At 59.0% G+C, this 21225-nt stretch carries 22 protein-coding genes; 6 read left to right on the top strand and 16 right to left on the bottom strand.

Annotated features, from left to right (window positions below):
* Positions 1 to 42: 42 nt before the first annotated feature.
* Complete coding sequence (gene kdgD / locus CPH89_RS15365) at positions 43 to 954, bottom strand: 5-dehydro-4-deoxyglucarate dehydratase (RefSeq protein ID WP_053254395.1); 912 nt, start codon at positions 952 to 954, stop codon at positions 43 to 45.
* Between the two features lie 235 nt (positions 955 to 1189).
* On the opposite strand from kdgD, the gene CPH89_RS15360 reads away from it, so the two are divergent.
* A complete protein-coding gene (locus CPH89_RS15360) occupies positions 1190 to 2347 on the top strand; it encodes a hypothetical protein (RefSeq protein ID WP_053254394.1) in 1158 nt (385 codons plus the stop codon).
* 163 nt (positions 2348 to 2510) lie between these two features.
* Here CPH89_RS15360 and CPH89_RS15355 read toward each other — a convergent pair whose 3' ends face one another.
* The 8 genes from CPH89_RS15355 to rplM form a co-directional block, all read right to left on the bottom strand.
* Positions 2511 to 3260, bottom strand: coding sequence for a FadR/GntR family transcriptional regulator (locus CPH89_RS15355; protein WP_053254393.1), 750 nt, complete (start codon positions 3258 to 3260; stop codon positions 2511 to 2513).
* 158 nt (positions 3261 to 3418) lie between these two features.
* On the bottom strand, positions 3419 to 3838 hold the full coding sequence (locus CPH89_RS15350; RefSeq protein WP_053254392.1) for a ClpXP protease specificity-enhancing factor: 420 nt from the start codon (positions 3836 to 3838) through the stop codon (positions 3419 to 3421).
* A gap of 17 nt (positions 3839 to 3855) precedes the next feature.
* Positions 3856 to 4473, bottom strand: a complete 618-nt coding sequence (locus CPH89_RS15345; RefSeq protein ID WP_017138266.1) for a glutathione S-transferase N-terminal domain-containing protein — start codon at positions 4471 to 4473, stop codon at positions 3856 to 3858.
* A gap of 149 nt (positions 4474 to 4622) precedes the next feature.
* The gene (locus tag CPH89_RS15340; protein WP_053254391.1) at positions 4623 to 5402 is read right to left on the bottom strand and encodes a cytochrome c1; all 780 of its coding nucleotides are present in this window, start codon (positions 5400 to 5402) and stop codon (positions 4623 to 4625) included.
* Positions 5402 to 6613, bottom strand: coding sequence for a cytochrome b (locus CPH89_RS15335; protein WP_053254390.1), 1212 nt, complete (start codon positions 6611 to 6613; stop codon positions 5402 to 5404). Before CPH89_RS15335 ends, CPH89_RS15340 begins: the two co-directional genes overlap by 1 nt.
* Positions 6613 to 7209: a ubiquinol-cytochrome c reductase iron-sulfur subunit gene (gene petA, locus CPH89_RS15330; protein ID WP_053254389.1), complete on the bottom strand. Its 597-nt coding sequence runs from the start codon at positions 7207 to 7209 to the stop codon at positions 6613 to 6615. Before petA ends, CPH89_RS15335 begins: the two co-directional genes overlap by 1 nt.
* A 265-nt stretch (positions 7210 to 7474) precedes the next feature.
* On the bottom strand, positions 7475 to 7867 hold the full coding sequence (gene rpsI / locus CPH89_RS15325; protein WP_003171743.1) for a 30S ribosomal protein S9: 393 nt from the start codon (positions 7865 to 7867) through the stop codon (positions 7475 to 7477).
* Positions 7868 to 7881: 14 nt separating this feature from the next.
* Positions 7882 to 8310 carry a 50S ribosomal protein L13 gene (gene rplM, locus CPH89_RS15320; RefSeq protein WP_003171742.1) on the bottom strand — a complete coding sequence of 143 codons (429 nt, stop codon included), beginning with the start codon at positions 8308 to 8310 and terminating at the stop codon, positions 7882 to 7884.
* 248 nt (positions 8311 to 8558) lie between these two features.
* Here rplM and CPH89_RS15315 point away from each other — a divergent pair, with 248 nt between their 5' ends.
* The gene (locus tag CPH89_RS15315; protein ID WP_053254388.1) at positions 8559 to 9599 is read left to right on the top strand and encodes an NADP(H)-dependent aldo-keto reductase; all 1041 of its coding nucleotides are present in this window, start codon (positions 8559 to 8561) and stop codon (positions 9597 to 9599) included.
* Positions 9600 to 9726: 127 nt separating this feature from the next.
* On the opposite strand, the gene CPH89_RS15310 is transcribed toward CPH89_RS15315, so the two are convergent.
* Complete coding sequence (locus CPH89_RS15310) at positions 9727 to 10863, bottom strand: acyl-CoA dehydrogenase family protein (protein ID WP_053254387.1); 1137 nt, start codon at positions 10861 to 10863, stop codon at positions 9727 to 9729.
* A 220-nt stretch (positions 10864 to 11083) separates the two neighbouring features.
* Here CPH89_RS15310 and CPH89_RS15305 point away from each other — a divergent pair, with 220 nt between their 5' ends.
* Positions 11084 to 12004 carry a GlxA family transcriptional regulator gene (locus CPH89_RS15305; RefSeq protein WP_169875909.1) on the top strand — a complete coding sequence of 307 codons (921 nt, stop codon included), beginning with the start codon at positions 11084 to 11086 and terminating at the stop codon, positions 12002 to 12004.
* Between the two features lie 272 nt (positions 12005 to 12276).
* Positions 12277 to 12531, top strand: coding sequence for a hypothetical protein (locus CPH89_RS15300; protein ID WP_053254385.1), 255 nt, complete (start codon positions 12277 to 12279; stop codon positions 12529 to 12531).
* A gap of 61 nt (positions 12532 to 12592) precedes the next feature.
* Here the strand turns inward: CPH89_RS15300 and zapE are convergent, their stop codons facing one another.
* The 3 genes from zapE to CPH89_RS15285 form a co-directional block, all read right to left on the bottom strand.
* Positions 12593 to 13687 (bottom strand): cell division protein ZapE, encoded by a 1095-nt coding sequence (gene zapE / locus CPH89_RS15295; protein WP_053254384.1) that lies wholly within the window; start codon positions 13685 to 13687, stop codon positions 12593 to 12595.
* A gap of 79 nt (positions 13688 to 13766) precedes the next feature.
* Entirely contained in the window at positions 13767 to 15122 is a 1356-nt protein-coding gene (locus CPH89_RS15290; protein WP_053254383.1) for a tryptophan--tRNA ligase, read from the bottom strand.
* 24 nt (positions 15123 to 15146) lie between these two features.
* Positions 15147 to 15776, bottom strand: coding sequence for an alpha/beta hydrolase (locus CPH89_RS15285; protein ID WP_053254382.1), 630 nt, complete (start codon positions 15774 to 15776; stop codon positions 15147 to 15149).
* A 147-nt stretch (positions 15777 to 15923) separates the two neighbouring features.
* On the opposite strand from CPH89_RS15285, the gene CPH89_RS15280 reads away from it, so the two are divergent.
* The gene (locus CPH89_RS15280; protein WP_003171734.1) at positions 15924 to 16361 is read left to right on the top strand and encodes a Z-ring associated ZapG family protein; all 438 of its coding nucleotides are present in this window, start codon (positions 15924 to 15926) and stop codon (positions 16359 to 16361) included.
* A 196-nt stretch (positions 16362 to 16557) separates the two neighbouring features.
* On the opposite strand, the gene CPH89_RS15275 is transcribed toward CPH89_RS15280, so the two are convergent.
* The 3 genes from CPH89_RS15275 to CPH89_RS15265 form a co-directional block, all read right to left on the bottom strand.
* Positions 16558 to 18282: an ABC transporter ATP-binding protein/permease gene (locus CPH89_RS15275; RefSeq protein ID WP_053254381.1), complete on the bottom strand. Its 1725-nt coding sequence runs from the start codon at positions 18280 to 18282 to the stop codon at positions 16558 to 16560.
* Between the two features lie 99 nt (positions 18283 to 18381).
* On the bottom strand, positions 18382 to 18942 hold the full coding sequence (locus CPH89_RS15270; protein ID WP_004372278.1) for a response regulator transcription factor: 561 nt from the start codon (positions 18940 to 18942) through the stop codon (positions 18382 to 18384).
* A complete protein-coding gene (locus tag CPH89_RS15265; RefSeq protein ID WP_053254380.1) occupies positions 18935 to 20197 on the bottom strand; it encodes an ATP-binding protein in 1263 nt (420 codons plus the stop codon). Before CPH89_RS15265 ends, CPH89_RS15270 begins: the two co-directional genes overlap by 8 nt.
* Before the next feature lie 204 nt (positions 20198 to 20401).
* On the opposite strand from CPH89_RS15265, the gene CPH89_RS15260 reads away from it, so the two are divergent.
* A complete protein-coding gene (locus tag CPH89_RS15260) occupies positions 20402 to 21112 on the top strand; it encodes an SIMPL domain-containing protein (protein WP_053254379.1) in 711 nt (236 codons plus the stop codon).
* Positions 21113 to 21225: the final 113 nt, after the last annotated feature.

The raw sequence follows: 21225 nt of genomic DNA, 5'->3' as shown, positions 1-21225 counted from the left end.
GACGCAAAAGGCCGCTGATTGCTCAGCGGCCTTGTAGATAAGTTACTGCGGACCTTGCTTGTCGATCAGCGCGGCCAGGGCTTCGTACTCTTCCGGCAGCAGGTCGGTAAGCGGCGTGCGCACCGGGCCTGCGTCGTAGCCGGCGATTTTCGCACCCGCCTTGACGATGCTCACGGCATAGCCGGCTTTACGGTTACGGATATCGAGGTAAGGCAGGAAGAAGTTGTCGATGATCTTGGCGACGGTGGCGTGATCGTCCTTGGCAATCGCGTGGTAGAAGTCCATCGCGGTTTTCGGGATGAAGTTGAACACCGCCGAGGAGTACACCGGCACGCCCAGGGCCTTGTAGGCAGCAGCGTAAACCTCTGCAGTCGGCAGGCCGCCGAGGTAGCTGAAACGGTCGCCAAGGCGACGACGAATCGACACCATCAACTCGATATCACCCAGGCCGTCCTTGTAGCCGATCAGGTTCGGGCAGCGTTCAGCCAGGCGTTCCAGCAATGGCGCGGTCAGGCGGCAGACGTTGCGGTTGTAAACCACCACGCCAATTTTGACCGACTTGCACACTGCTTCCACGTGGGCGGCAACGCCGTCCTGGCTGGCTTCGGTCAAATAGTGTGGCAACAGCAACAAGCCCTTGGCGCCAAGGCGTTCGGCTTCTTGGGCGTACTCGATAGCCTGGCGAGTCGCACCGCCGACACCGGCGAGGATTGGCACGCTGGTGGCACAGGTATCAACGGCGGTCTTCACCACTTGGGAATATTCACTCGCGGCGAGGGAGAAAAACTCACCGGTGCCGCCGGCGGCGAACAAGGCAGTAGCGCCGTAAGGGGCCAGCCACTCCAGACGCTTGATGTAGCCCGCCGGGTGGAAATCACCCTGCGCATTGAAATCGGTCACGGGGAAAGACAGCAGACCGTGGGAGAGGATGGACTTCAGTTCTTGTGGATTCATTATTCGAACACCCTGGGCAAAGACTTTCTGTCGAAAGGTTGTTGTTGGTTTTGATGATGTCGTACGTCATCGTACAACTATAAAAGGATTCGTCAACTGCAATTCATCGGCGATGGCTGCAGCGTCGCGTTTAAACCTGTGTTCTTGACGTAGGAAATTATTCCTCTATGCTTCGAACAGCTGTATATACATACAGTTATTAAGGAAGATTCCTACGACATAGCAAGGAGCTAACATGTCAGGTCTTGAACTAGCAGCACCGGAAAAGAAACCACCTACCCTGCGCTTCGAAGGGGGTGAACACACCGCTATCGGCGATGACACCCTGTTGCGATTCGCCAAGGACGCGCCCGCGATTCCCGCGCGGCAAGTCGAACTGCACCTGCCCAATGGCCTGGCCCTGACCTACGGCCAAGTGATCGCCCTAGGCGGAGACTTCTATGGCATTCCTGGCCAGCCGATCAGCGACGGCGCGTCCGCAGCGGATCGCGTGCAACGCTTCACCGCGGCTTTTAACTCATTGGCGGTGCTGCCGGCCTCGCGAGAGGAAGCACAGAAGATCCTCGCGGTGATGCAAAAGGAGATCAACGCAGTCAATCAGGCGATCAAGGACGGCAAACAACCCCACGAAGCCTATGACGCATTGGGCGATACGCTGTCTGAGGAGTGGAACCGAATCACCGGCGGCGGCAGTGCGGTTTCGGCCCTCCTCCCGCTGGGTCGCTACCTGAAACTGGCCGCCGACAACGCTGACCATTTTGGCGAGTGGGCATTGTCCGCGTACCTGGCCGGCCACACAGCGGCACTGCAACAGGCGGTCGTGGCCCATCAGACCGGTACCGACCAGGCCCTGGAATTGGCCTATGCGATGAACAGCTTTGCTGATCACTTTTTGACTGACCTGTTTTCCGCCGGCCACCTGCGGGTGCCGCGCAAACAATTGGCGGCGGTGGTCACGCCAGGAGAACTGGGTTCGCTGATCAGCCGCTTCATGCACGATGAAGACAGCAAGTTCGGGCTCAAGGTGCGCAATGCCCTGGGCGATCAATGGCATGCCTATGGTGACAAGCGTTATTTCGATGCCATCGACGCGGACAATCGGACGATGGTCAAACGCGCGGTGCAGGCGTCCGCCGATGAGATCTTCGAGACCTTCATCAGCGGCATCGCGCCCTCTCCGGCCGTCTTCAAGGCACCGCTGCATGTGCCGGACCTGAATGCCGCGCAGAACCCGGCGAACAACTTCTCGCCGCTGTTCAAGATGGAAGGAGACAAGGTGTTGCGCCGCAAGGACGTGAATGACCTGAACGACAAGCACTGGACCAATGACTGGTGGGGTTGGAGCACTTACCTGCTGCTCAAGGACTACAAGCCCAACCAGCCGGCTAATTAAGTCGACGCAAAACTCCAGACCAAGGAGATCTAAATGTGGGGGCGGGCTTGCTCGCGAAGGCGTTCTTTCAGTTGATGCATGTGCAGACCGACACACCGCATTCGCGAGCAAGCTCGCTCCCACACGTGGATCGATTTATTCCCGACACCACTCGGTTGCCCGGTTAACCGCGCTGCGCCTCCGCCTCTTCATGGGCATGGCGCAGCCGCTCGCGGCTGTTGGTCAGGTGCAAGCGCATGGCCGCCCGTGCCGCGTCCGAATCCTGGCGGGCAATCGCCTCATAAATTTCTTCGTGTTCGCGGCTCAGGCGGCCCATGTAGTGCTGCTGGTCATCATGGGCCAGACGCGCCGAATTCAGGCGCGTACGCGGAATGATGCTGGTGCCCAGGTGGGTCATGATGTCGGTGAAGTAGCGGTTGCCGGTGGACAGTGCAATTTCCAGGTGGAACGCAAAATCCGATGCCACCGCATCGCCTGCGTGGGCCGCGCTTTCATTCAGGGCGTCGAGTGCCGCACGCATGGCCGCCAGTTGTGCATCGCTGCGACGCAATGCAGCAAGGCCGGCAGACTCCACTTCCAGGCTGATACGCAACTCCAGAATCGCCAGCACATCACGCAAGGTCACCACCGTGGCCGGATCAATCCGGAAGCCGCTGGGGCTTGGCGTGTCCAACACAAAGGTGCCGATACCGTGACGGGTTTCCACCTGCCCCGCCGCCTGCAAACGTGAGATGGCTTCACGCACGACCGTGCGGCTGACGCCATGGGCCTCCATGATTGCCGACTCAGTGGGCAACTTATCGCCGCGTTTGAGTTGGCCGTCGCGGATTTGCTCGGACAACACCGTGACCAATTCCTGGGCAAGGCTGCGGCGCTTGCGGGGAAGACGAGGAGCGGTGTTGGCGTTTTCCATGATGAACCATCTTTCTCGGCGAACTAGAGCCCGCATCATAGCCCATGGCGGTTGTACGATCACCGTTCTGTCACGACTTTCATCCACATCCTGCGCGCAAAAAAATGCCCCGGCACAGGCCGAGGCATTTTTAAGGCTCACCCGAGAGTGAACGCCGCTTACTTCACCACTTTCAAGCTCGGCCGGCCGCTTGGACGCGGAGGCTCGGAGTCCGGCGGTGGCAGATCGTCACCGTCGTCACCTTCGATCGCTTCATCGTCCTCGAAAGGCGACTCCAGATCGAACACCATGCCTTGGCCATTCTCACGGGCATAGATCCCGAGGATTGCGCCAATCGGCACGAACAGCGTATGCGGCACGCCGCCAAAACGCCCTTCGAAGCTTACCGCTTCGTTGTCCATGTGCAGGTGGCGCACAGCACTGGGTGATACGTTCAGCACGATCTGCCCATCACTGGCAAAACCCTGCGGCACGTCAACCTTGGGAAATTCAGAGTTGACCAGCATGTGCGGGGTGCAATCGTTGTCCACAATCCACTCATAGAGCGCGCGGACCAAATAGGGTCGACTGGAGTTCATCAGCGGCTCCTTAAGCCTTAGCGCATGTCGCGTTCGACACCAGACAGACTTGCCTGGAAAGCCTCACGCGCAAACTGGCGCTCCATGTAATCAAGCAACGGCTTGGCCGGCCGTGGCAGTTCAATGCCCAGGATCGGCAAGCGCCAGAGTATGGGTAATAGGCAGCAATCCACCAAGCTTTGTTCCTCGCTGAGGAAAAAAGGTTTGTCGGCGAACAGCGGCGAAACACCCGTCAGGCTCTCGCGTAATTCCTTACGCGCCTGCACCCGAACGGCTTCTTTACTGCGTGTATCCAGAATCACATCCACCAGCCCACACCAGTCACGCTGGATCCGATGGATCAGCAGGCGACTGTTGGCACGCGCCACCGGATACACCGGCAACAAAGGTGGATGCGGGTAACGCTCATCCAGGTATTCCATCACCACGGTTGACTCCCACAACGCCAGGTCACGATCGACCAGGGTGGGCAAGCTGCCGTAAGGGTTCACTTCGATCAGTTTCGGCGGATGACGTCCTGCCTCCACACTGATGATCTCGGCGCTGACACCCTTCTCTGCGAGCACGATGCGTACTCGGTGGGAATAGTGGTCGGCGGGGTCGGAGTAACAGGCCAACCGATTGGTCACGCCCATGGCGGTCCTCCTCGCTTGTTGAAATTATCGAAAGCTCAAAAACGAGCGCGCCCAGAGAGCATCTCTGCAGTGCCTGGTTGAACCAGAGCGCTACGTATTCAGAGATGCCGCTGGGCGCGCAAGATTAACAGCAATTGCTTACGGTTGGATCAATGCACATCCTTCCAGTATTCGCGTTTGAGCAGATAGGCGAATACGAAGAAGAAGGCCAGGTACAGCAACACATAAGTACCAATGCGCTGATGTTGCAGTTTGACCGGGTTGGCCGAGTAGGCCAGGAAGGTCACCAGATTCTTGACCTTCTCGTCGAACTGCTCTTCGTTCAGCGTACCGGTCTTGGGCACGATGGTCAGTTGGTCGCACGCTTCATGTGTCAGAGGCGTGCCAGTCAACGGATCATATTGCTTCTTGCCGTCTTCAACGACCTGAACCTGCTTGCATCCTACCACTTGGCGACCCTGCAGGCCGACCAGAACGTTGGGCATGCCGACGTTCGGGAAGATTTTGTTGTTCACGCCATAAGGACGCGCCGGGTCTTCGTAGAAGGATTTCAGGTAACCGTAGAGCCAATCGGTGCCGCGCACGCGCGCCACCAGGGTCAGGTCGGGCGGTGCTGCACCGAACCAGACCTTGGCGTCGGCCGGCTGCATACCGATGCTCATGTGGTCGCCGATTTTCGCGCCGGTGAACACCGAGTGGCTGAGCATCACGTCATGCGGGATCCCCAGGTCATCGGCGACACGCTCGTAACGCTGGAACTTGGCGCTGTGGCAGCCCATGCAGTAGTTGGTGAAGGTACGCAGCCCATCCTGCATGGCGGCCTTGTCGGACACGTCGATGTCGACTTTTTCCAGCTCCGGGCCGTGCTCGGCCGCGAAGGACAGTAGCGGCAGCGCCGCAAGCATCAAAGCAACAAATAACTTTTTCATCAGCCAGTCACCCTTTCCGGAACCGGTTTGGTCTTCTCGAGCCGGGTGTAGAACGGCATCAGAATGAAGTAGGCGAAGTACAGGAAGGTGCAAACCTGCGACAGCAACGTGCGCTCAGGCGTCGGCGCCAATACGCCCAATACACCCAGGATCACGAACGCAATGCAGAACACCCACAGCCAGATCTTGCTCAGCCAGCCCTTGTAGCGCATGGACTTGACCGGGCTTCGGTCGAGCCACGGCAAGACGAATAGCATGGCGATCGATGCACCCATTGCCATCACGCCCATGAGCTTGTCGGGAATCGCACGCAAGATCGCGTAGAACGGCGTGAAGTACCAGACCGGCGCAATGTGCTCAGGTGTCTTGAAGGCGTTGGCTTGTTCAAAGTTCGGCTTCTCCAGGAAATAACCACCCATTTCCGGGAAAAAGAACACGATCGAGCAGAAGATAAACAGGAAGACGACGACGCCGACAATGTCTTTCACGGTGTAGTACGGGTGGAACGGAATGCCGTCCAACGGGATGCCGTTTTCGTCTTTATGCTTCTTGATGTCCACGCCGTCCGGGTTGTTCGAACCCACTTCGTGCAGCGCCAGGATGTGCAACACAACCAGGCCCAGAATCACAATCGGCAGGGCCACGACGTGCAAGGCAAAGAAGCGGTTCAGGGTGATGCCGGAGATCAGGTAGTCACCCCGGATCCACTGGGTCAGGTCATTGCCGATCACCGGAATCGCACCAAACAGCGAGATGATCACCTGGGCGCCCCAGTACGACATCTGCCCCCACGGCAGCAGGTAGCCCATGAAAGCCTCGGCCATCAGCGCCAGGTAGATCAACATGCCGAACACCCACACCAGCTCGCGAGGCTTCTGGTAAGAGCCGTACAGCAGGCCACGGAACATGTGCATGTAGACGACGATGAAGAACGCCGAAGCGCCGGTGGAGTGCAGCAGGCGCAGGATCGAGCCGTACTCGACATCACGCATGATGTACTCGACGGAGGCGAACGCCTCTTCCGCCGACGGGGTGTAGCTCATCGTCAGCCAGACGCCAGTGACGATTTGGTTAACCAGCACCAACAGCGCCAGCGAGCCGAAGAAGTAGAAGAAGTTGAAGTTTTTTGGTGCGTAATATTTGCTGAGATGGTCTTCCCACATTTTAGTCGCGGGGAAGCGCGCATCCACCCAATCCATGAACTTGCTCATCAGGCTTTCTCCCCCTCGTCGACGCCAATGACAATGACACTGTCAGTCTCGTAGTGATGTGGCGGAACTGGCAGGTTCAGTGGTGCGGGTTGTGACTTGTAGACGCGGCCGGCCAGGTCGTAGTGGGAACCGTGGCAAGGGCAGAAGTAGCCACCCACCCAGTCTTTGCCCAGGTCGGCAGGGGCAACTTCAGGGCGGAAGGTAGGCGAGCAACCCAGGTGGGTGCAGATACCGATCAGCAGCAGAATCTCTGGCTTGATCGAACGGATTTCCTTATCAACGTAGGCGGGTTGCTCGGAATTCTTGGAGTCGGGGTCAGACAGCTGACCTTCGATTTTCTTCAGATTCCCCAGGATTTCCTCAGTACGACGAACGATGAAGACCGGCTGACCGCGCCACTCAGCAATCATCTGCTGGCCTGGGTCGATCTTGCTGACATTCACCTTCACCGGTGCACCTGCGGCTTTCGCCTTGGCACTGGGAAACCATGACCCCACGAACGGGACCGCAGCCCCCACCGCTCCTGCAGCACCCACCACGGATGTGGCTGCTACCAAGAAGCGACGCCGGCCTGCATTCACGCCGTCATTGCTCATTCAGTCCTCTCCCATCAGCTTTTTGGCCTGTTAAATCAGGCGTCTACTAAGTGTTGAATCTTTACTTATAAAAATTTTGCCGAATGGTAATGAAAAGCCCCACGTATGACAAGGGAATTGCCCGAGGCTCCCTCTCCAGGCCTTGTAGTATAGGGGGTCTACGGATGTGGCAAGTTGTCACGGCGAAAAATGTGCATAAATCGCAGGCAATAAAAAACGCCCAGCTCCGTGAGGAGTTGGGCGTTCTTGTGGAACGTAAAGCGAATTAACGCTTCGAGTACTGCGGACGCTTACGCGCTTTACGCAGACCGACTTTCTTACGTTCAACTTCACGAGCATCGCGAGTTACGAAGCCAGCTTTGCGCAGAGCGCCACGCAGGGTTTCGTCGTACTGCATCAGAGCGCGAGTGATACCGTGGCGGATTGCGCCAGCTTGACCACTTACACCGCCACCGATAACGGTGACGTAGATGTCGAACTTTTCAACGGTCTCGGTCAATTCCAGCGGCTGACGAACTACCATGCGGGCAGTTTCGCGACCGAAGAAGTTGTCCAGAGTGCGGTTGTTGATCGAGATGTTACCAGTGCCCGGACGCAGGAAAACGCGTGCGGTTGCGGTTTTGCGACGGCCAGTGCCGTAATTTTGAGTCGCCGACATAATGAACTATTCCGTTAAAACTTCAGTTCTTGGGGCTGCTGAGCAGCATGAGGGTGTACAGCGCCCGCATAGACTTTCAGCTTGCGAAACATATCGCGACCCAGTGGGCCCTTCGGCAGCATGCCTTTGACCGCGATTTCGATCGGGGCTTCAGGCTTCTTGGAAATCAGGCCTTCAAAGTTGGAAGACTTGATACCGCCTGGGAAACCGGAGTGACGGTAGTACATTTTGTCTTGCGCTTTGTTGCCGGTAACACGTACCTGCTCAGCGTTGATGATTACGATGTAGTCACCGGTATCAACGTGAGGGGTGTATTCAGGCTTGTGCTTGCCACGCAGACGGCTGGCGACTTCAGTGGCCAGACGACCCAGGGTCTGACCAGCGGCGTCGACGACAAACCAGTCGCGCTGAACTGTTTCCGGTTTTGCAGTAAAAGTTGTCATTCTTTAATAGCCTCAGGGGCCGCCCTGTAAATTAGACGGCGGATCTTACTGAATAGTGCGTACTTTGACAAGTCAAAGGCAGCCGGATACAGACGCTATCGGGGGCTCGGGTCGGCGCGTCCGTTCAACGGCAAGATTCTTCGGCAGGCGGCGCATCACTTCCACTGCAGAAAGAGGTGGGCAATTATGCAGATTGCGAAAAAAAATTCAACCTGCTTTTATGATTGTTTTCCCCGAAGGAGTACCCGATGGATTATCGACAGCTGGGCCGCACCGATCTGAATGTAAGCGCGATAGCCTTGGGCACCATGACCTGGGGCGAGCAGAACAGCGAGGCAGAGGCCTTCGCGCAGATCGAACGGGCCAAGGCCGCGGGGATCAACTTCCTCGACACCGCAGAAATGTACCCGGTGCCGCCGAAGGCCGACACCTATGCCACCACCGAACGCTATATCGGTAATTACTTCAAAAGCCGTGGCGACCGGGCCGACTGGATCCTCGCCAGCAAGATCGCGGGCCCCGGCAATACCATCGACTACATCCGTGACGGCCACTTGCGCCACAACCGCAAGCACATCGTCGACGCCCTGGATGCCAGCCTCAAGCGCCTGCAAACCGACTGGATCGACCTCTACCAGTTGCACTGGCCGGAGCGCAGCACCAACTTCTTCGGCCAACTGAGCTACAAGCACAAGGACGAAGACGACCTGACGCCGCTGGAGGAAACCCTCGAAGCGCTCGACGCACAGGTCAAGGCCGGCAAGATCCGCCATATCGGCCTGTCCAACGAAACCCCGTGGGGCACCATGAAGTTCCTGGCCCTGGCCGAAGCCCGTGGCTGGACCCGCGCAGTGTCGATCCAGAACCCCTACAACCTGCTCAACCGCAGCTTTGAAGTGGGCCTGGCGGAAGTCGCCATTCGTGAGCAATGCGGCCTGCTGGCCTACTCGCCGCTGGCCTTCGGCATGCTCAGCGGCAAATACGAAGGCGGTGCCCGCCCGGCAAAAGCCCGCCTGACCGAATACAGCCGCTTCAGTCGCTACTTCAACCCGCAGTCAGAAGCAGCCTGCAGCCGTTATGTGGCACTGGCGCGCGCGCATGGCCTGGACCCGGCGCAGATGGCACTGGCGTTTGTGACGCAACAGCCGTTTGTGACCAGCAACATTATTGGCGCCACGAGCCTGGAGCAACTGGACAGCAACATTGCCAGTGCCGACCTGAGGCTATCCAAAGAAGTGCTGGAAGGGATTGAGGCGATTCAGAAGGACCATCCGAACCCAGCCCCTTGATTGATCCTTAAGCCGCTTTCGCGAGCACGCCCGCTGCCACATTTGACCGAGTCAATCCATTTGGAATGCGCTCAAGTGCAGGCGCCGGGCTTGCCCGCGAGGGGACCTGAGCCGCCCTGCAAAAGCATCAAAGCGCCCGCGCGATAATCTCCTTCATGATCTCGTTGGTCCCCGCATAAATCCGCTGCACCCGCGCATCAGCCCAGGCCCGGGCAATCGGGTATTCCCACATAAAGCCGTAACCACCGTGCAGTTGCACGCACTCGTCGAGCACCTTGCATTGCAGGTCCGTGGCCCAATACTTGGCCATCGCCGCCGTGGGCACATCGAGCTTGCCGTCCAGATGCAACGCCATGCATTTATCCACAAACACGCGGCCGATCTGAATCTCGGTGGCCATCTCCGCCAGTTTGAACCGGGTGTTCTGGAAGTCGGCAATAGCCTTGCCGAACGCCTTGCGCTCACGGGTGTATTCCAATGTCCATTGCAGCGCCGCCTCGGCTGACGACAGCGCGCCAATCGCCACGGTCAGGCGCTCCTGGGGCAACTCCTGCATCAAATAAGCGAAGCCCATGCCGGCCTGGCCCAACAGGTTTTCCTTGGGCACACGCACGTCCTGAAAAAACAGCTCCGAGGTGTCCTGGGCCTTCATGCCCACCTTCTCCAGGCGCTTGCCCTTGTCGAAGCCCGGCGTATCAGCCTCCACCAGAAACAGGCTGATGCCCTTGGCACCGGCCTTGGGGTCGGTCTTGGCCACGACGATCACCAGCTCAGCGAGAAAGCCGTTGGTGATAAAGGTCTTGGAACCGTTGATCACATACTCATCGCCGTCCAATACCGCCGTGGTCTTCACGCCTTGCAGATCGGAACCCGCCCCAGGCTCAGTCATGGCGATGGCCGTGACCCTCTCGCCGGAGATCAATTGTGGCAGGTACTTGTGCTTCAGCGCTTCACTGCCGTAATGCAGGATGTAGGGCGCCACGATGTCCGAATGCAGGGAAAAACCAATGCCGGTCAGCCCCAGCCGGCTGATTTCCTCAATCACCACGGCGCTGTAGAGAAAGTCCGCACCCAGGCCGCCATATGCCTCCGGCAGATGAGAACACAGCATCCCCGCCTCCCCCGCCTTGCTCCACAGGCTACGGTCGATGTAGCCCTGTTTCTCCCACTGCGCATGGAACGGCGCGGCGTGTTTTTCGAGGAAGGTGCGCACGCTCTCGCGGAAGAGTTCGTGCTCCGAGCTGAACAAGGTTCTGGGGATCATGGGTCACCTGCGTGGATTGTCGGACAAGGACGAGCCCACAGAGACTATGCCGCGAAGGCGTCACGGGACACTGGACACATGCGACAAAAAATAAGACGATCCAGCCGTCTGGTGACCACTTTCCCCTATAAGAATAAATGAAATTATGTCTAACCAAATCTCCACGCCCCTGCGGCGCGTCAGCATTTTGGCCATTGATCGGGTATTCGCTTCCACCCTCATGCAAGCCAAGGATTTCTTCCATCTCGCCAGCCTGCGGTATGGCAAACAACAAGGCCTGGGCCTGACCCCAGCGTTTGAAACGCGCCTGGTCAGCCCCGACGGGCAATCGGTACGCAGCTTCAGCGATGTGATCATGCCGGTGGACGGCGGCCTGGAAAACGCCGACATCATCGTGTTGCCGGCCTTCTGGGACGACTTCGACGCGCTGTGCAGCCGTTACCCCCAAGTGCTGCCCTGGCTGCGCGAGCAACACGCCCGCGGCGCGGTGCTGTGCGGCGAAGCCACCGGCGTGTTCTGGCTGGCCGAAGCCGGCCTGCTCGATGGCAAGGAAGCGACCACCTACTGGCGTTTCTTCAATGCCTTCAGCGAGCGCTTCCCCCAGGTGCAGCTCAACCAGGACAAGCACCTCACCGACGCCGACAACCTGTATTGCGCCGGCGGCACCACCTCGGCGTGCGACCTCTACATCTACCTGATCGAACGTTTCTGCGGCGCCAACATCGCCCAGGCCGTGGCCCGCGATATCCTCTACGAAGTGCAACGCAGCTACGCACCTGGGCGTATCGGCTTTGGTGGGCAGAAGCTGCACCAGGACGTGATCATCCTGCAGATCCAGCACTGGCTCGAAGAGCATTTCGCCGACAAGTTCCGCTTCGAAGACGTCGCCCGGGAACACGGCATGAGCATCCGCAACTTCATGCGCCGTTTCCAGACCGCCACCGGCGACAAGCCGCTGCATTACCTGCAACGGCTGCGTATCGAGACGGCCAAAGGCCTGCTCTCGGCAAGCCGCAAGAGCATCAAGACCATCAGCTATGAGGTGGGTTACGACGATGCGAGCTTCTTTGCGCGGCTGTTCAGGCAGCACACCGAGTTGTCGCCAAACCAATACCGGCAGCAATTTCAGCAAGCCGCGTAGGTACGGCACCTGACGATGCAAGCGACCCTGTCATACCGCAATGGTGCAGGGTCGAACTGAAAGCCTTATGCAGCCTTACCAAGGCCTTAAGCAATACCTGCCCGCAAGACCTCCAATTCCTACAGCTAGACAGGACGAAGCCGACCCGCTGCGCCCTGGGTATCTGGCATTTTAAGCAAGGTAAAAATCGCTTATATCTGCCGGACCGCGTTCCGGATCACAGGGAGCGTTTTCAACATCCATGTCGTTCAAACCAGGACGGAGACTCAATCATGTCATCCATAGGAAGCAGCTCTTTCAGCCCGGCTATGCAGCTGGACGTGACAGGCGCAAGTCCATCAAACGAAAATCAGATTAAATCGTTGACTGAAATTCTGGAGGAGAAAAAGAAGAAGAAGGATGATGAGGAAGAGGGGGGGAAGGGACCATTAATTAGGGGTTCGGACGGCGCGATCTACCAGATGGAGGGCAAATCCAAGTTCCTCGTGCTACCACCGCCGCCCGCAGCAGACCAGATCACTTTTTAACCCGCACCAAAAATGTAAAAGGCCCGCAATCGCAGCGGGCCTTTTATCTGGATCACATCACTTACGGCTTATGCCCACGCGACAGGAACTCGTGGGATTGCATTTCCAGCAAGCGGCTCAGCGTGCGCTGGAATTCGAAGTTCAAGCGACCGCCGGTGTAGAGGTCCTTGAGTTCGACTTCGGCCGAGATGATCAGCTTGACGTTACGGTCGTAGAATTCGTCGACCATGTTGATAAACCGGCGCGCGATGTCGTCAGTGGTGACACTCATCTGCTCCACGCCGCTGAGGATCACCGCGTGGAAGATCTTGCCCAGCTCGATGTAATCGTTCTGGCTGCGCGGGCCGTCGCACAGTTGGCGGAATTCGAACCAGGCCACGTCGTCGCAGGTGCGCAATGCAATGATTTCGCGGTTCTCGATCATCAGCTTGTCGTTTTCCACCGCCTGGGTGCATTCCGGCGTGAGCGCGCGGAAGCTTTTTTTCAGGCTGTCGTGCGCCGCTTCGTTCAGCGGGAAGTGGAACAGCTCCGCTTGCTCAAGGTGACGCAGGCGGTAGTCCACGCCGCTGTCGACGTTGACGATCTCGGTATTCTGCTTGATCAGCGCGATGGCCGGCAGGAAGCGCGCGCGTTGCAGGCCGTCCTTGTACAATCCGTCAGGCACGATGTTCGAGGTGGCGACCAGGGTCACGCCGTTCTTGAACAATTCTTCCATCAGCGTGCCGAGGATCATGGCGTCGGTGATGTCGGAAACGAAGAATTCATCGAAGCAGATCACCCGCGCTTCGTCGGAGAAACGCTTGGCGATGATAGTCAGCGGGTTTTTCTCACCCGGCAGGGTCTTCATTTCCTCGTGCACACGCTTCATGAAGCGGTGAAAGTGCGTACGCACCTTTTCCTTGAACGGCAGCGCTTCGAAGAAGGTATCGACCAGGTACGTCTTGCCCCGGCCCACGCCACCCCAGAAATACAGGCCTTTGACCGGCGTGTGGTCTTTCTTGCCAAACAGCTTGCTGAACATCCCTGGCTTGCTTTGCGAGGCCGCGACCAGGTCGTCGTACAGGCGCTGCAAATGACGCACCGCCGTTTCCTGGGCCGCGTCATGGAAGAATTCAGGGCGTTTCAGATCAGCTTGATATCGTTCTAGGGGCGTCATAATTTCGTTAGCAAGGCAACAAAAACGGGCCGTCACTGTAACGACGGCCCTGGATAATGGCAATCAACCCTTGGTCGGGTTAATCCTCGATGGGGGTCAACGCAACGCGCAGAGCGGCGATGGCAGCATCGCGCGACGGTTCGTCGGCGAACTCGGCGCTGTCGGCCACCGCAGCGCCGTCCAGCCATACGCTGAAGCTCAGGGCTTCAGTACGCACGTCCAACGCGTCGCCGCTTTGCAACTGCTTGGTCACCGCGCCAGCCGCTTTGCCGTCGGCAAAATTGCGCGACAGCAGCAGTTGCTCGCCGTCGGCGGCCAACAGGCGGAAGCGGAAACTGCCGTCGTCTTCGCGAAAGCTTACGAAGCGTGCAGCTTTGGAGGCTTTCTTCTTGGCCGCAACCGGCGCGGCAACCTGATTGACGAATGAACGCAGGCCCACTGCCTCACGCAGCTCGGCCAGGAACGGCGCCGCCACGGCACGGGCCTTCTTGGCGCCGATCAGCAGCAGGTCTTCCATATCCGAAGGGCGCGACATCAACTGGTGATAACGCTCGCGCGCCTCGCCCAATTGATTGTCCAGCAGTTGGAACAGACGGTTCTTCGCCTCGCCCCAGCCCAGGCCTTCGAGCAACGCGTTGCGCAATTCCGCTTCCTCGGCCTTGGTGGCAAACGCCTGGAACAAGGTGAACAGGTGCGAATTGTCCGGGTCCTTGGCTTCGCCGGGCGCGCGGGAGTCGGTGACGATCCGCGAGATCGCGTCTTTCATGTCCTTGGCGCTGGTGAACAACGGGATGGTGTTGTCGTAGCTCTTGGACATCTTGCGGCCATCGAGGCCCGGCAAGGTGGCGACGCTTTCTTCGATCAAGGCCTCGGGCATGGTGAAGAATTCTTTACCGTTGCCGAACAGGTGGTTGAAACGCTGGCCGATGTCGCGGGCCATTTCCACGTGCTGGATCTGGTCACGGCCGACCGGCACCTTGTGCGCGTTGAACATCAGGATGTCCGCCGCCATCAGCACCGGGTAGCTGTACAAGCCCATGGTGATGCCCGCATCCGGGTCTTCGCCGCTTTCGACGTTCTTGTCCACCGACGCCTTGTAGGCGTGGGCACGGTTGAGCAGGCCCTTGGCGGCAACACAGGTCAGCAGCCAGGTCAGTTCGGGGATTTCCGGGATGTCGGACTGGCGGTAGAAGGTCACCCGGTTCACATCCAGGCCACCGGCCAGCCAGGTCGCGGCAATTTCCATACGCGAGCGCTGGATGCGCTGCGGGTCATCGCATTTGATCAGGGCGTGGTAGTCGGCCAGGAAGTAGAAGGAATCGGCATTGGCGTCCTGGCTGGCGAGGATCGCAGGACGGATCGCACCGGCGTAGTTGCCCAGGTGCGGCGTGCCGGTGGTGGTGATGCCGGTGAGGATACGGGTACGAGTCGTCATGGGTAATCGCTTATCAGACTGCTATCAATTCGAGAGGCGCGGCAGCACCAGATCCTTGAGATCGGTGAGCTTGCCATGAAAAAAGTGCCCGCATTCTGCCACTTTCAGCAGCTCATGGGGGCGTTTCAAGGCAGCCGACCAGTCGTAGACCAGCTGCGGGTCGACCACTTCGTCGGTTTCCGGCTGGATCAGGGTCAATGGGCAGCCTTGGGGCAGCACGTCGGTATCGCGCAGGCGCATCACGGCAGCGGCGACCATGAACAGGTGCGCGAGCTTTTCGCCCCTGGCTTCCAGACGCCCGCCGAGGCTGGCCGCCACATAACCGCCGAACGAGAAGCCCAGCAGTGTCAGCGGCAGGTCGGGGTGTTTTTCACGCAGCCAGTTGGCGCAGGCTTCGGCATCGTCGACTTCACCGGTGGCCATATCGTGGGTCCCGGCGCTGGCACCGACACCCCGGTAATTAAAACGTAAAGTAATCAAACCGGCATCGCGCGCAGTGCGTTGCAGGGTCGATACGACTTTATTGAGCATGGTCCCACCCTGCACCGGGTTAGGGTGGCAGATCAGCGCCAGGCCACGTGGCTCGGGGTGATCAAGGTACAGGGCTTCCAATTGGCCAACCGGGCCATCGATCAAAACGGGGGTTTCACGCATGAGCAAGGAATGAACTCCGTGACCTCTCAAAGGGTCGACTCGTCTAGCTAAAAGTCTGTGCATGGCATGATTGCGAGCTTAATCGCGGTATACAGCGCAGGTCCGAGCCGTTAACGTAAAGCAAAGCCGTTTATAGAGGAAGGACTCGTGGAACACTCGCTCTTAGTTTGGTTGTTGCCGACTCTCGCCTTGGTCGCCGGTGTCGCCATTGGATTCCTGGTTGCCCGCCTGCTGCCGAATGCCGCGCCTAACCGCACGCAGCGTCAGTTGGATGACATTCAGGAACGTTTTGACAGTTATCAGAACGAGGTTGTTACCCACTTCAACAGCACCGCGACCCTGGTCAAGAAGCTCACCCAGAGCTACCAGGAAGTACAGGATCACCTCGCCGATGGCGCTAACCGCCTGGCCCTCGACGACATCACCCGCCAGCGTCTGCTGGCTGCGTTGCATTCCGATGCACCGCAAACCCCACGGGAACGCCTGACCCCTCCGCGGGAAAACCAGGAGCCACCACGGGACTACGCGCCAAAAACGCCAAACGCCCCAGGCATGCTGGATGAGCACTACGGCTTGAAGAAGTAAGTCATTTTCAAGCCTTAAAAAAGCCCGGCTGATCGATGATCAACCGGGCTTTTTTGTGGGCTTCACTCTCCAGCACAATGACGATCCAGTGTGGGAGCGGGCTTGCTCGCGAAAGCGGTGGATCAGTCAACACAACTGCAACTGACAGACCGCATTCGCGAGCAAGCCCGCTCCCACATTTTGATCGAGTGTGACCTCAGGACACGGGTTGCTCCTGCAACAGCCCAGCCTCGATCCGCACATGCCGCCCATGAAAACGCTTGAGGCTGCTGCGATGGCCGACGCTGACGATGCTCAGCCCCGGCAGTTCATCGATCAACGCCTGGTACAAGTTCGCCTCATCCTCTTCGTCCATGGCCGAGGTGGCTTCGTCCATGTACAGCCATTGCGGCGCGAACAACAAGGCGCGGGCAAAGGCCAGGCGCTGCTGCTCACCGGGTGAGAGCATACGTTGCCAGTGGTTAGCTTCATCCAGACGGCTGACAAGGTGCGGCAAGCGGCAGGTTTCCAGGACCTGTGCATAACGTTGCGCCGGGTACACGCCGTCGTCCTGTGGATAACTCAATACAGCTTTCAAGGTCCCAATCGGCAGGTAGGGTTTCTGCGGCAGGAACAGGTAACGCGCCGCCGGCAAGCGAATACTGCCGTGCCCTGCAGGCCACAAGTCGCCCATTGCACGCAGCAGCGTACTTTTACCACTGCCGGAACGCCCACTGAGCATCACCCGCTGGCCCGGCTCTACGGTCATGTCGGCGTCGGTGAGCAAATGGCGACCGTCGGCCAGGTCCATGCCCAGCTCCTGCACGACCAGACTCTGCCCCTCGGAGCGCACATCAATGGCCGGAGCACGTTGCTCGTTGTCGCTCATGGCCTGGCGGAAGCTGAGCAGACGATCACTGGTCGCGCGCCATGAAGCCAGCTCCGCATACGCGTTGATAAACCAGCTGAAGTTCTCTTGCACGTTGCCGAACGCCGAGTTGATCTGCATCAGCTCGCCCAGCTCGATCTTGCCGGTGAAGTAGCGTGGTGCGGCGACGATAAACGGAAAGATGATCGCAATCTGGCCGTAGCCGGCAGTAAAGAAGGTCAGGCGCTTGGACACTTTCATGATGTCCCAGAAGTTGTGCCAAACCTTGCCGAAGCGTGCACTCAAGCGCTGGTTTTCATTCGGCTCGCCGTTGTACAGGGCAATGCTCTCGGCATTCTCACGCACCCGCACCATGGAAAAACGCAGGTCCGCTTCGAAGCGTTGTTGTTGGTTGCTTAAGCCGATCAATCGACGGCCGATCAGGTGGGTCAACCAGCTACCGACACCCGCATAGACCAAGGCGCACCAGAACATGTAGCCGGGAATGGTGAAGCCAAACACCTCAATGCTGCCCGATACCCCCCACAGAATGATCGAAAACGACACCAGGCTCACCACGTTGCGCAGCAGGCCTAACCCCAGGCTCAAGGTGCTGGAGGTGAAGTTGTTAAGGTCTTCGGAAATCCGCTGGTCCGGGTTATCGGTGTAACCGCCCTGCTCCAGCTGGTAGTAGTTCTTGTCGGCAAGCCAGCGCGCGAAATGCTTTTCGGTGAGCCAGGCACGCCAGCGAATCGTCAGCATTTGGGTCAGGTACAGACGATAAACCGCGCCGAGAATCGCGACGGCGGCGATCCCGCCGAAATAGCCGATCAACTGCCAGAAAGCGGCAGTGTCCTTCTTCTCCAGCGCGTTGTAGAAATCCTTGTACCAGTGGTTGATCCATACGGAGATCGCCACGCTGAACAGCGACAAGCCAATCACCGCACCCAGCAACAACCAGGCCTTGCCCTTCTCTTCACTGCGCCAATACGGCGTGATCATCGCCCAGGTTCGGCGGAAGAATTGCCCACGCACCGCGTCGTTGACCGCGGAATACTCAGCGTTCTGATTCATCGTTCAGGCTCTGTAAGAAAATGTGACAGGCGTTTGAACCGATCATAGACGATCGGTTCAGCACGCCGTGCTGCCTGAAGCGGATTGTTCAGACTTTGTTCAGCGCCGTACCGGGCGTTTCTGCAGCTTGCGTTGCAGGGTGCGACGGTGCATGCCCAGGGCACGGGCAGTGGCGGAGATATTGCCTTCATGCTCGGTCAGCACGCGCTGGATGTGTTCCCACTGCAGACGGTCCACCGACATCGGGTTTTCCGGCACCAGAGTGTCGAGGTCGGCGTGTTCGGAGAGCAAGGCAGCCAGTACGTCGTCGGCGTCCGCCGGCTTGCACAGGTAGTTGCAGGCACCGCGTTTGATGGCCTCGACGGCGGTGGCGATGCTGGAATAACCGGTGAGGATCACCACGCGCATTTCCGGGTCGAGTTCCAGCAGCTTGGGCAGCAACACCAGGCCGGAGTCGCCGTCCATTTTCAGGTCGAGCGCGGCGTAGTCCGGCAAGTCAGCCTGGGCGATGCTCAGGCCTTCTTCGGCGGAACCGGCGGTGCTGACACGGAAACCACGACGGCTCATCGCGCGCGCCATGACACGGGTAAAGGTGGCGTCGTCATCTACCAGCAACAGGTGCGGCAGTTCTTCGCCTTCGACTTGGATCTCGTCACTCATCGATATCTCCTCGTGCGACACGGGGCAGGCGCAGCTCGGTGAGCGTGCCACCTTCCTCATGACTATAGAGCTTCACTGAGCCGCCCGCGCGGGTCACGCTGGCCTTGCTCAAAAACAGGCCGAGGCCGAAGCCTTTGCCCTTGGTGGTAAAGAACGGTTTGCCGATCTGCTCGGCAATGGCCAGCGGCACGCCCGCGCCGTGGTCACGAATGCTGATGGTCACGTGTTCCGCGTCCCAGTCCAGCTGCACGCCCAGGCCTTCGGGGCAGGCGTCAGCGGCATTGTTCAACAGGTTGAGCAGCGCCTGGGTCAGGTCCGGGGGTGGCGCCATGCGTGGCACGCTGCCCTGGCCCAGCAGGTTGAAACGGTAACTGGCTTCGGGACGCATCAGGTGCCAGCGGTTCAGGGCTTCATCGAGCCACTGGGTCACGTCCTGCATCTCGACGGCCAGGCGCCGGTTGGCTTCGGCGGCACGCACCAGTTGCTGCAGCGTCTGCTTGCACTGTTTGACCTGTTCCTGCAGCACGCTCAGGTCATCCTGCAGGGCTGGGTCGTGATGGTCCTGGACCATCTCATTAAGCAGCACGCTCATGGTCGCCAGCGGCGTGCCCAATTCATGGGCGGCGCCGGCCGCCTGAGTGGCGACGGCCAGCAATTGCTGGTCGCGCAGGCCTTCTTCGCGACGAATCGCGCGCAATTCTTCCTGGCGGCGCAGTTCTTCGGCCATGCGCGCGGCGAAGAAGGTGATAACGGCGGCGGACAGCGCAAAACTCAACCACATCCCGTAGATCTGCAGGTTTTCCCGCGCAATGGGGAAGGTCTGCAATGGATAAAACTGAGCCAACAACAGGGTGTACAGGGTCAGGGCAATACCCGACAGCACCACCGAGTAGCGCCACGGCAAGGTCACGGCGGCGATGGTCAGTGGCACCAGGTAATAAGAAACAAACGGGTTGGTGGAACCACCGGAGAAATACAGCAACACACTGTGGATAAACAGGTCGCAGGCCAATTGCAGGGCGTATTCCAGCTCAGTCACCGGCCACGTGGTGCGCAGGCGGATAGCCGTAAACACACACAGCACGATGGAGAAGCCGAGGGTCACGGCGAGTTGCAGCCACGGCAACGGCAGCAGGTCGAACCAATACGCGAGCCCGACGGAGCCGGCCTGTGCGGCCAGTACCAGGGTGCGAATGAACGTCAGGCGCCAGAGGTTCTGGCGTGTGGCGGAAGTCAGTTTTACGGCGGCGAGCATGAGCTCTCCCGGTGAGCGCTGCAGGCGGATCGGCAGGAGTATAAACGAAGCAGGCCGCCTGGCATGGCGTGTGTGGCTCTTTGACGCAGGCCGAGCAAATGACCGTTCGTCGGCACCCGACAACTTGTAGCGAATGTGTAAACCCGAAGAACCCGACATCACCGTCTACAGTCATACCGAACACGACTATCTCAAGGAGCTTCCATGTCTCGTTTCACTCGCAGTGCAGCCGTTCTGACCCTCAGCGCCAGCGCCCTGGCCAGCCTTCCCGCCATGGCCGCCGATGCGCTGAATTACAACCAGATTTCCCTGCGCGCCGAGGTCAGCCAGGAAGTTGCCCGCGACAAGATGATCGTCACCCTCTACACCGAATCGCAAAACGCCGACCCGGCTAAACTCGCGGCCGAAATCACCAACACCATGAACAAGGCCTTGGGCGAGGCGCGCGAAGTCAAAGCGGTGACCCTGCGCCAAGGCAGCCGCAACAGCTACCCGATCTACGACAGCAAGAACCAGAAGATCACCGGCTGGCGTGAGCGCGCCGAACTGCGCCTGGAAAGCGCCGACTTCCCGGCATTGTCCAAGCTCACCGGCGAGCTGCTCAACACCCTGAAAATGGAAAACATGGACTTCGCCATCGCCGATGCCACGCGCAAGGCCAGCGAAGATGCGTTGCTCAAAGAGGCAGTGGCCGCATTCAAAGCGCGCGCTCAACTGGCTACCGATGCACTGGGCGGCAAGGGTTACAAGATCGTCAACCTGAACTTCAACACCAATGGCTACCCTATGCCTTACGCGCGTGGCGGCATGATGATGAAAGCGGCCATGGCCGATTCGGCACCGACGCCGGAAGTTGAAGCCGGCACCAGCCAGGTGAACATGAGTGCTGATGGCGTGATTGAAGTCCTGCAGTAAGCTTATCGACTCCAAACAAACGGCGCAGCCCTGAGGGCTTGCGCCGTTTTTTTATACCTTGGTTTCCAATACCACGAGCGTTAAGTTTTTCCCCGTGGCTGTAGGCCGCTCCT

Source organism: Pseudomonas fluorescens (genome assembly GCF_900215245.1).
GTDB classification, from domain to species: Bacteria; Pseudomonadota; Gammaproteobacteria; order Pseudomonadales; family Pseudomonadaceae; genus Aquipseudomonas; species Aquipseudomonas fluorescens.
This window is presented reverse-complemented; position numbering and strand designations above follow the sequence as displayed.

Bases quoted from the DNA above. Each gene is read 5' to 3' on its own strand.
- CPH89_RS15355 (WP_053254393.1), bottom strand. From the start codon at position 3,260: ATGGAAAACGCCAACACCGCTCCTCGTCTTCCCCGCAAGCGCCGCAGC.
- CPH89_RS15360 (WP_053254394.1), top strand. From the start codon at position 1,190: ATGTCAGGTCTTGAACTAGCAGCACCGGAAAAGAAACCACCTACCCTG.
- CPH89_RS15310 (WP_053254387.1), bottom strand. From the start codon at position 10,863: ATGATCCCCAGAACCTTGTTCAGCTCGGAGCACGAACTCTTCCGCGAG.
- CPH89_RS15350 (WP_053254392.1), bottom strand. From the start codon at position 3,838: ATGAACTCCAGTCGACCCTATTTGGTCCGCGCGCTCTATGAGTGGATT.
- CPH89_RS15315 (WP_053254388.1), top strand. From the start codon at position 8,559: ATGGATTATCGACAGCTGGGCCGCACCGATCTGAATGTAAGCGCGATA.
- CPH89_RS15265 (WP_053254380.1), bottom strand. From the start codon at position 20,197: ATGCTCGCCGCCGTAAAACTGACTTCCGCCACACGCCAGAACCTCTGG.
- CPH89_RS15335 (WP_053254390.1), bottom strand. From the start codon at position 6,613: ATGAGCAAGTTCATGGATTGGGTGGATGCGCGCTTCCCCGCGACTAAA.
- rplM (WP_003171742.1), bottom strand. From the start codon at position 8,310: ATGACAACTTTTACTGCAAAACCGGAAACAGTTCAGCGCGACTGGTTT.
- CPH89_RS15290 (WP_053254383.1), bottom strand. From the start codon at position 15,122: ATGACGACTCGTACCCGTATCCTCACCGGCATCACCACCACCGGCACG.
- kdgD (WP_053254395.1), bottom strand. From the start codon at position 954: ATGAATCCACAAGAACTGAAGTCCATCCTCTCCCACGGTCTGCTGTCT.
- CPH89_RS15260 (WP_053254379.1), top strand. From the start codon at position 20,402: ATGTCTCGTTTCACTCGCAGTGCAGCCGTTCTGACCCTCAGCGCCAGC.
- rpsI (WP_003171743.1), bottom strand. From the start codon at position 7,867: ATGTCGGCGACTCAAAATTACGGCACTGGCCGTCGCAAAACCGCAACC.
- CPH89_RS15270 (WP_004372278.1), bottom strand. From the start codon at position 18,942: ATGAGTGACGAGATCCAAGTCGAAGGCGAAGAACTGCCGCACCTGTTG.
- CPH89_RS15275 (WP_053254381.1), bottom strand. From the start codon at position 18,282: ATGAATCAGAACGCTGAGTATTCCGCGGTCAACGACGCGGTGCGTGGG.
- CPH89_RS15285 (WP_053254382.1), bottom strand. From the start codon at position 15,776: ATGCGTGAAACCCCCGTTTTGATCGATGGCCCGGTTGGCCAATTGGAA.
- petA (WP_053254389.1), bottom strand. From the start codon at position 7,209: ATGAGCAATGACGGCGTGAATGCAGGCCGGCGTCGCTTCTTGGTAGCA.
- CPH89_RS15300 (WP_053254385.1), top strand. From the start codon at position 12,277: ATGTCATCCATAGGAAGCAGCTCTTTCAGCCCGGCTATGCAGCTGGAC.
- CPH89_RS15305 (WP_169875909.1), top strand. From the start codon at position 11,084: ATGCAAGCCAAGGATTTCTTCCATCTCGCCAGCCTGCGGTATGGCAAA.
- CPH89_RS15340 (WP_053254391.1), bottom strand. From the start codon at position 5,402: ATGAAAAAGTTATTTGTTGCTTTGATGCTTGCGGCGCTGCCGCTACTG.
- CPH89_RS15345 (WP_017138266.1), bottom strand. From the start codon at position 4,473: ATGGGCGTGACCAATCGGTTGGCCTGTTACTCCGACCCCGCCGACCAC.
- zapE (WP_053254384.1), bottom strand. From the start codon at position 13,687: ATGACGCCCCTAGAACGATATCAAGCTGATCTGAAACGCCCTGAATTC.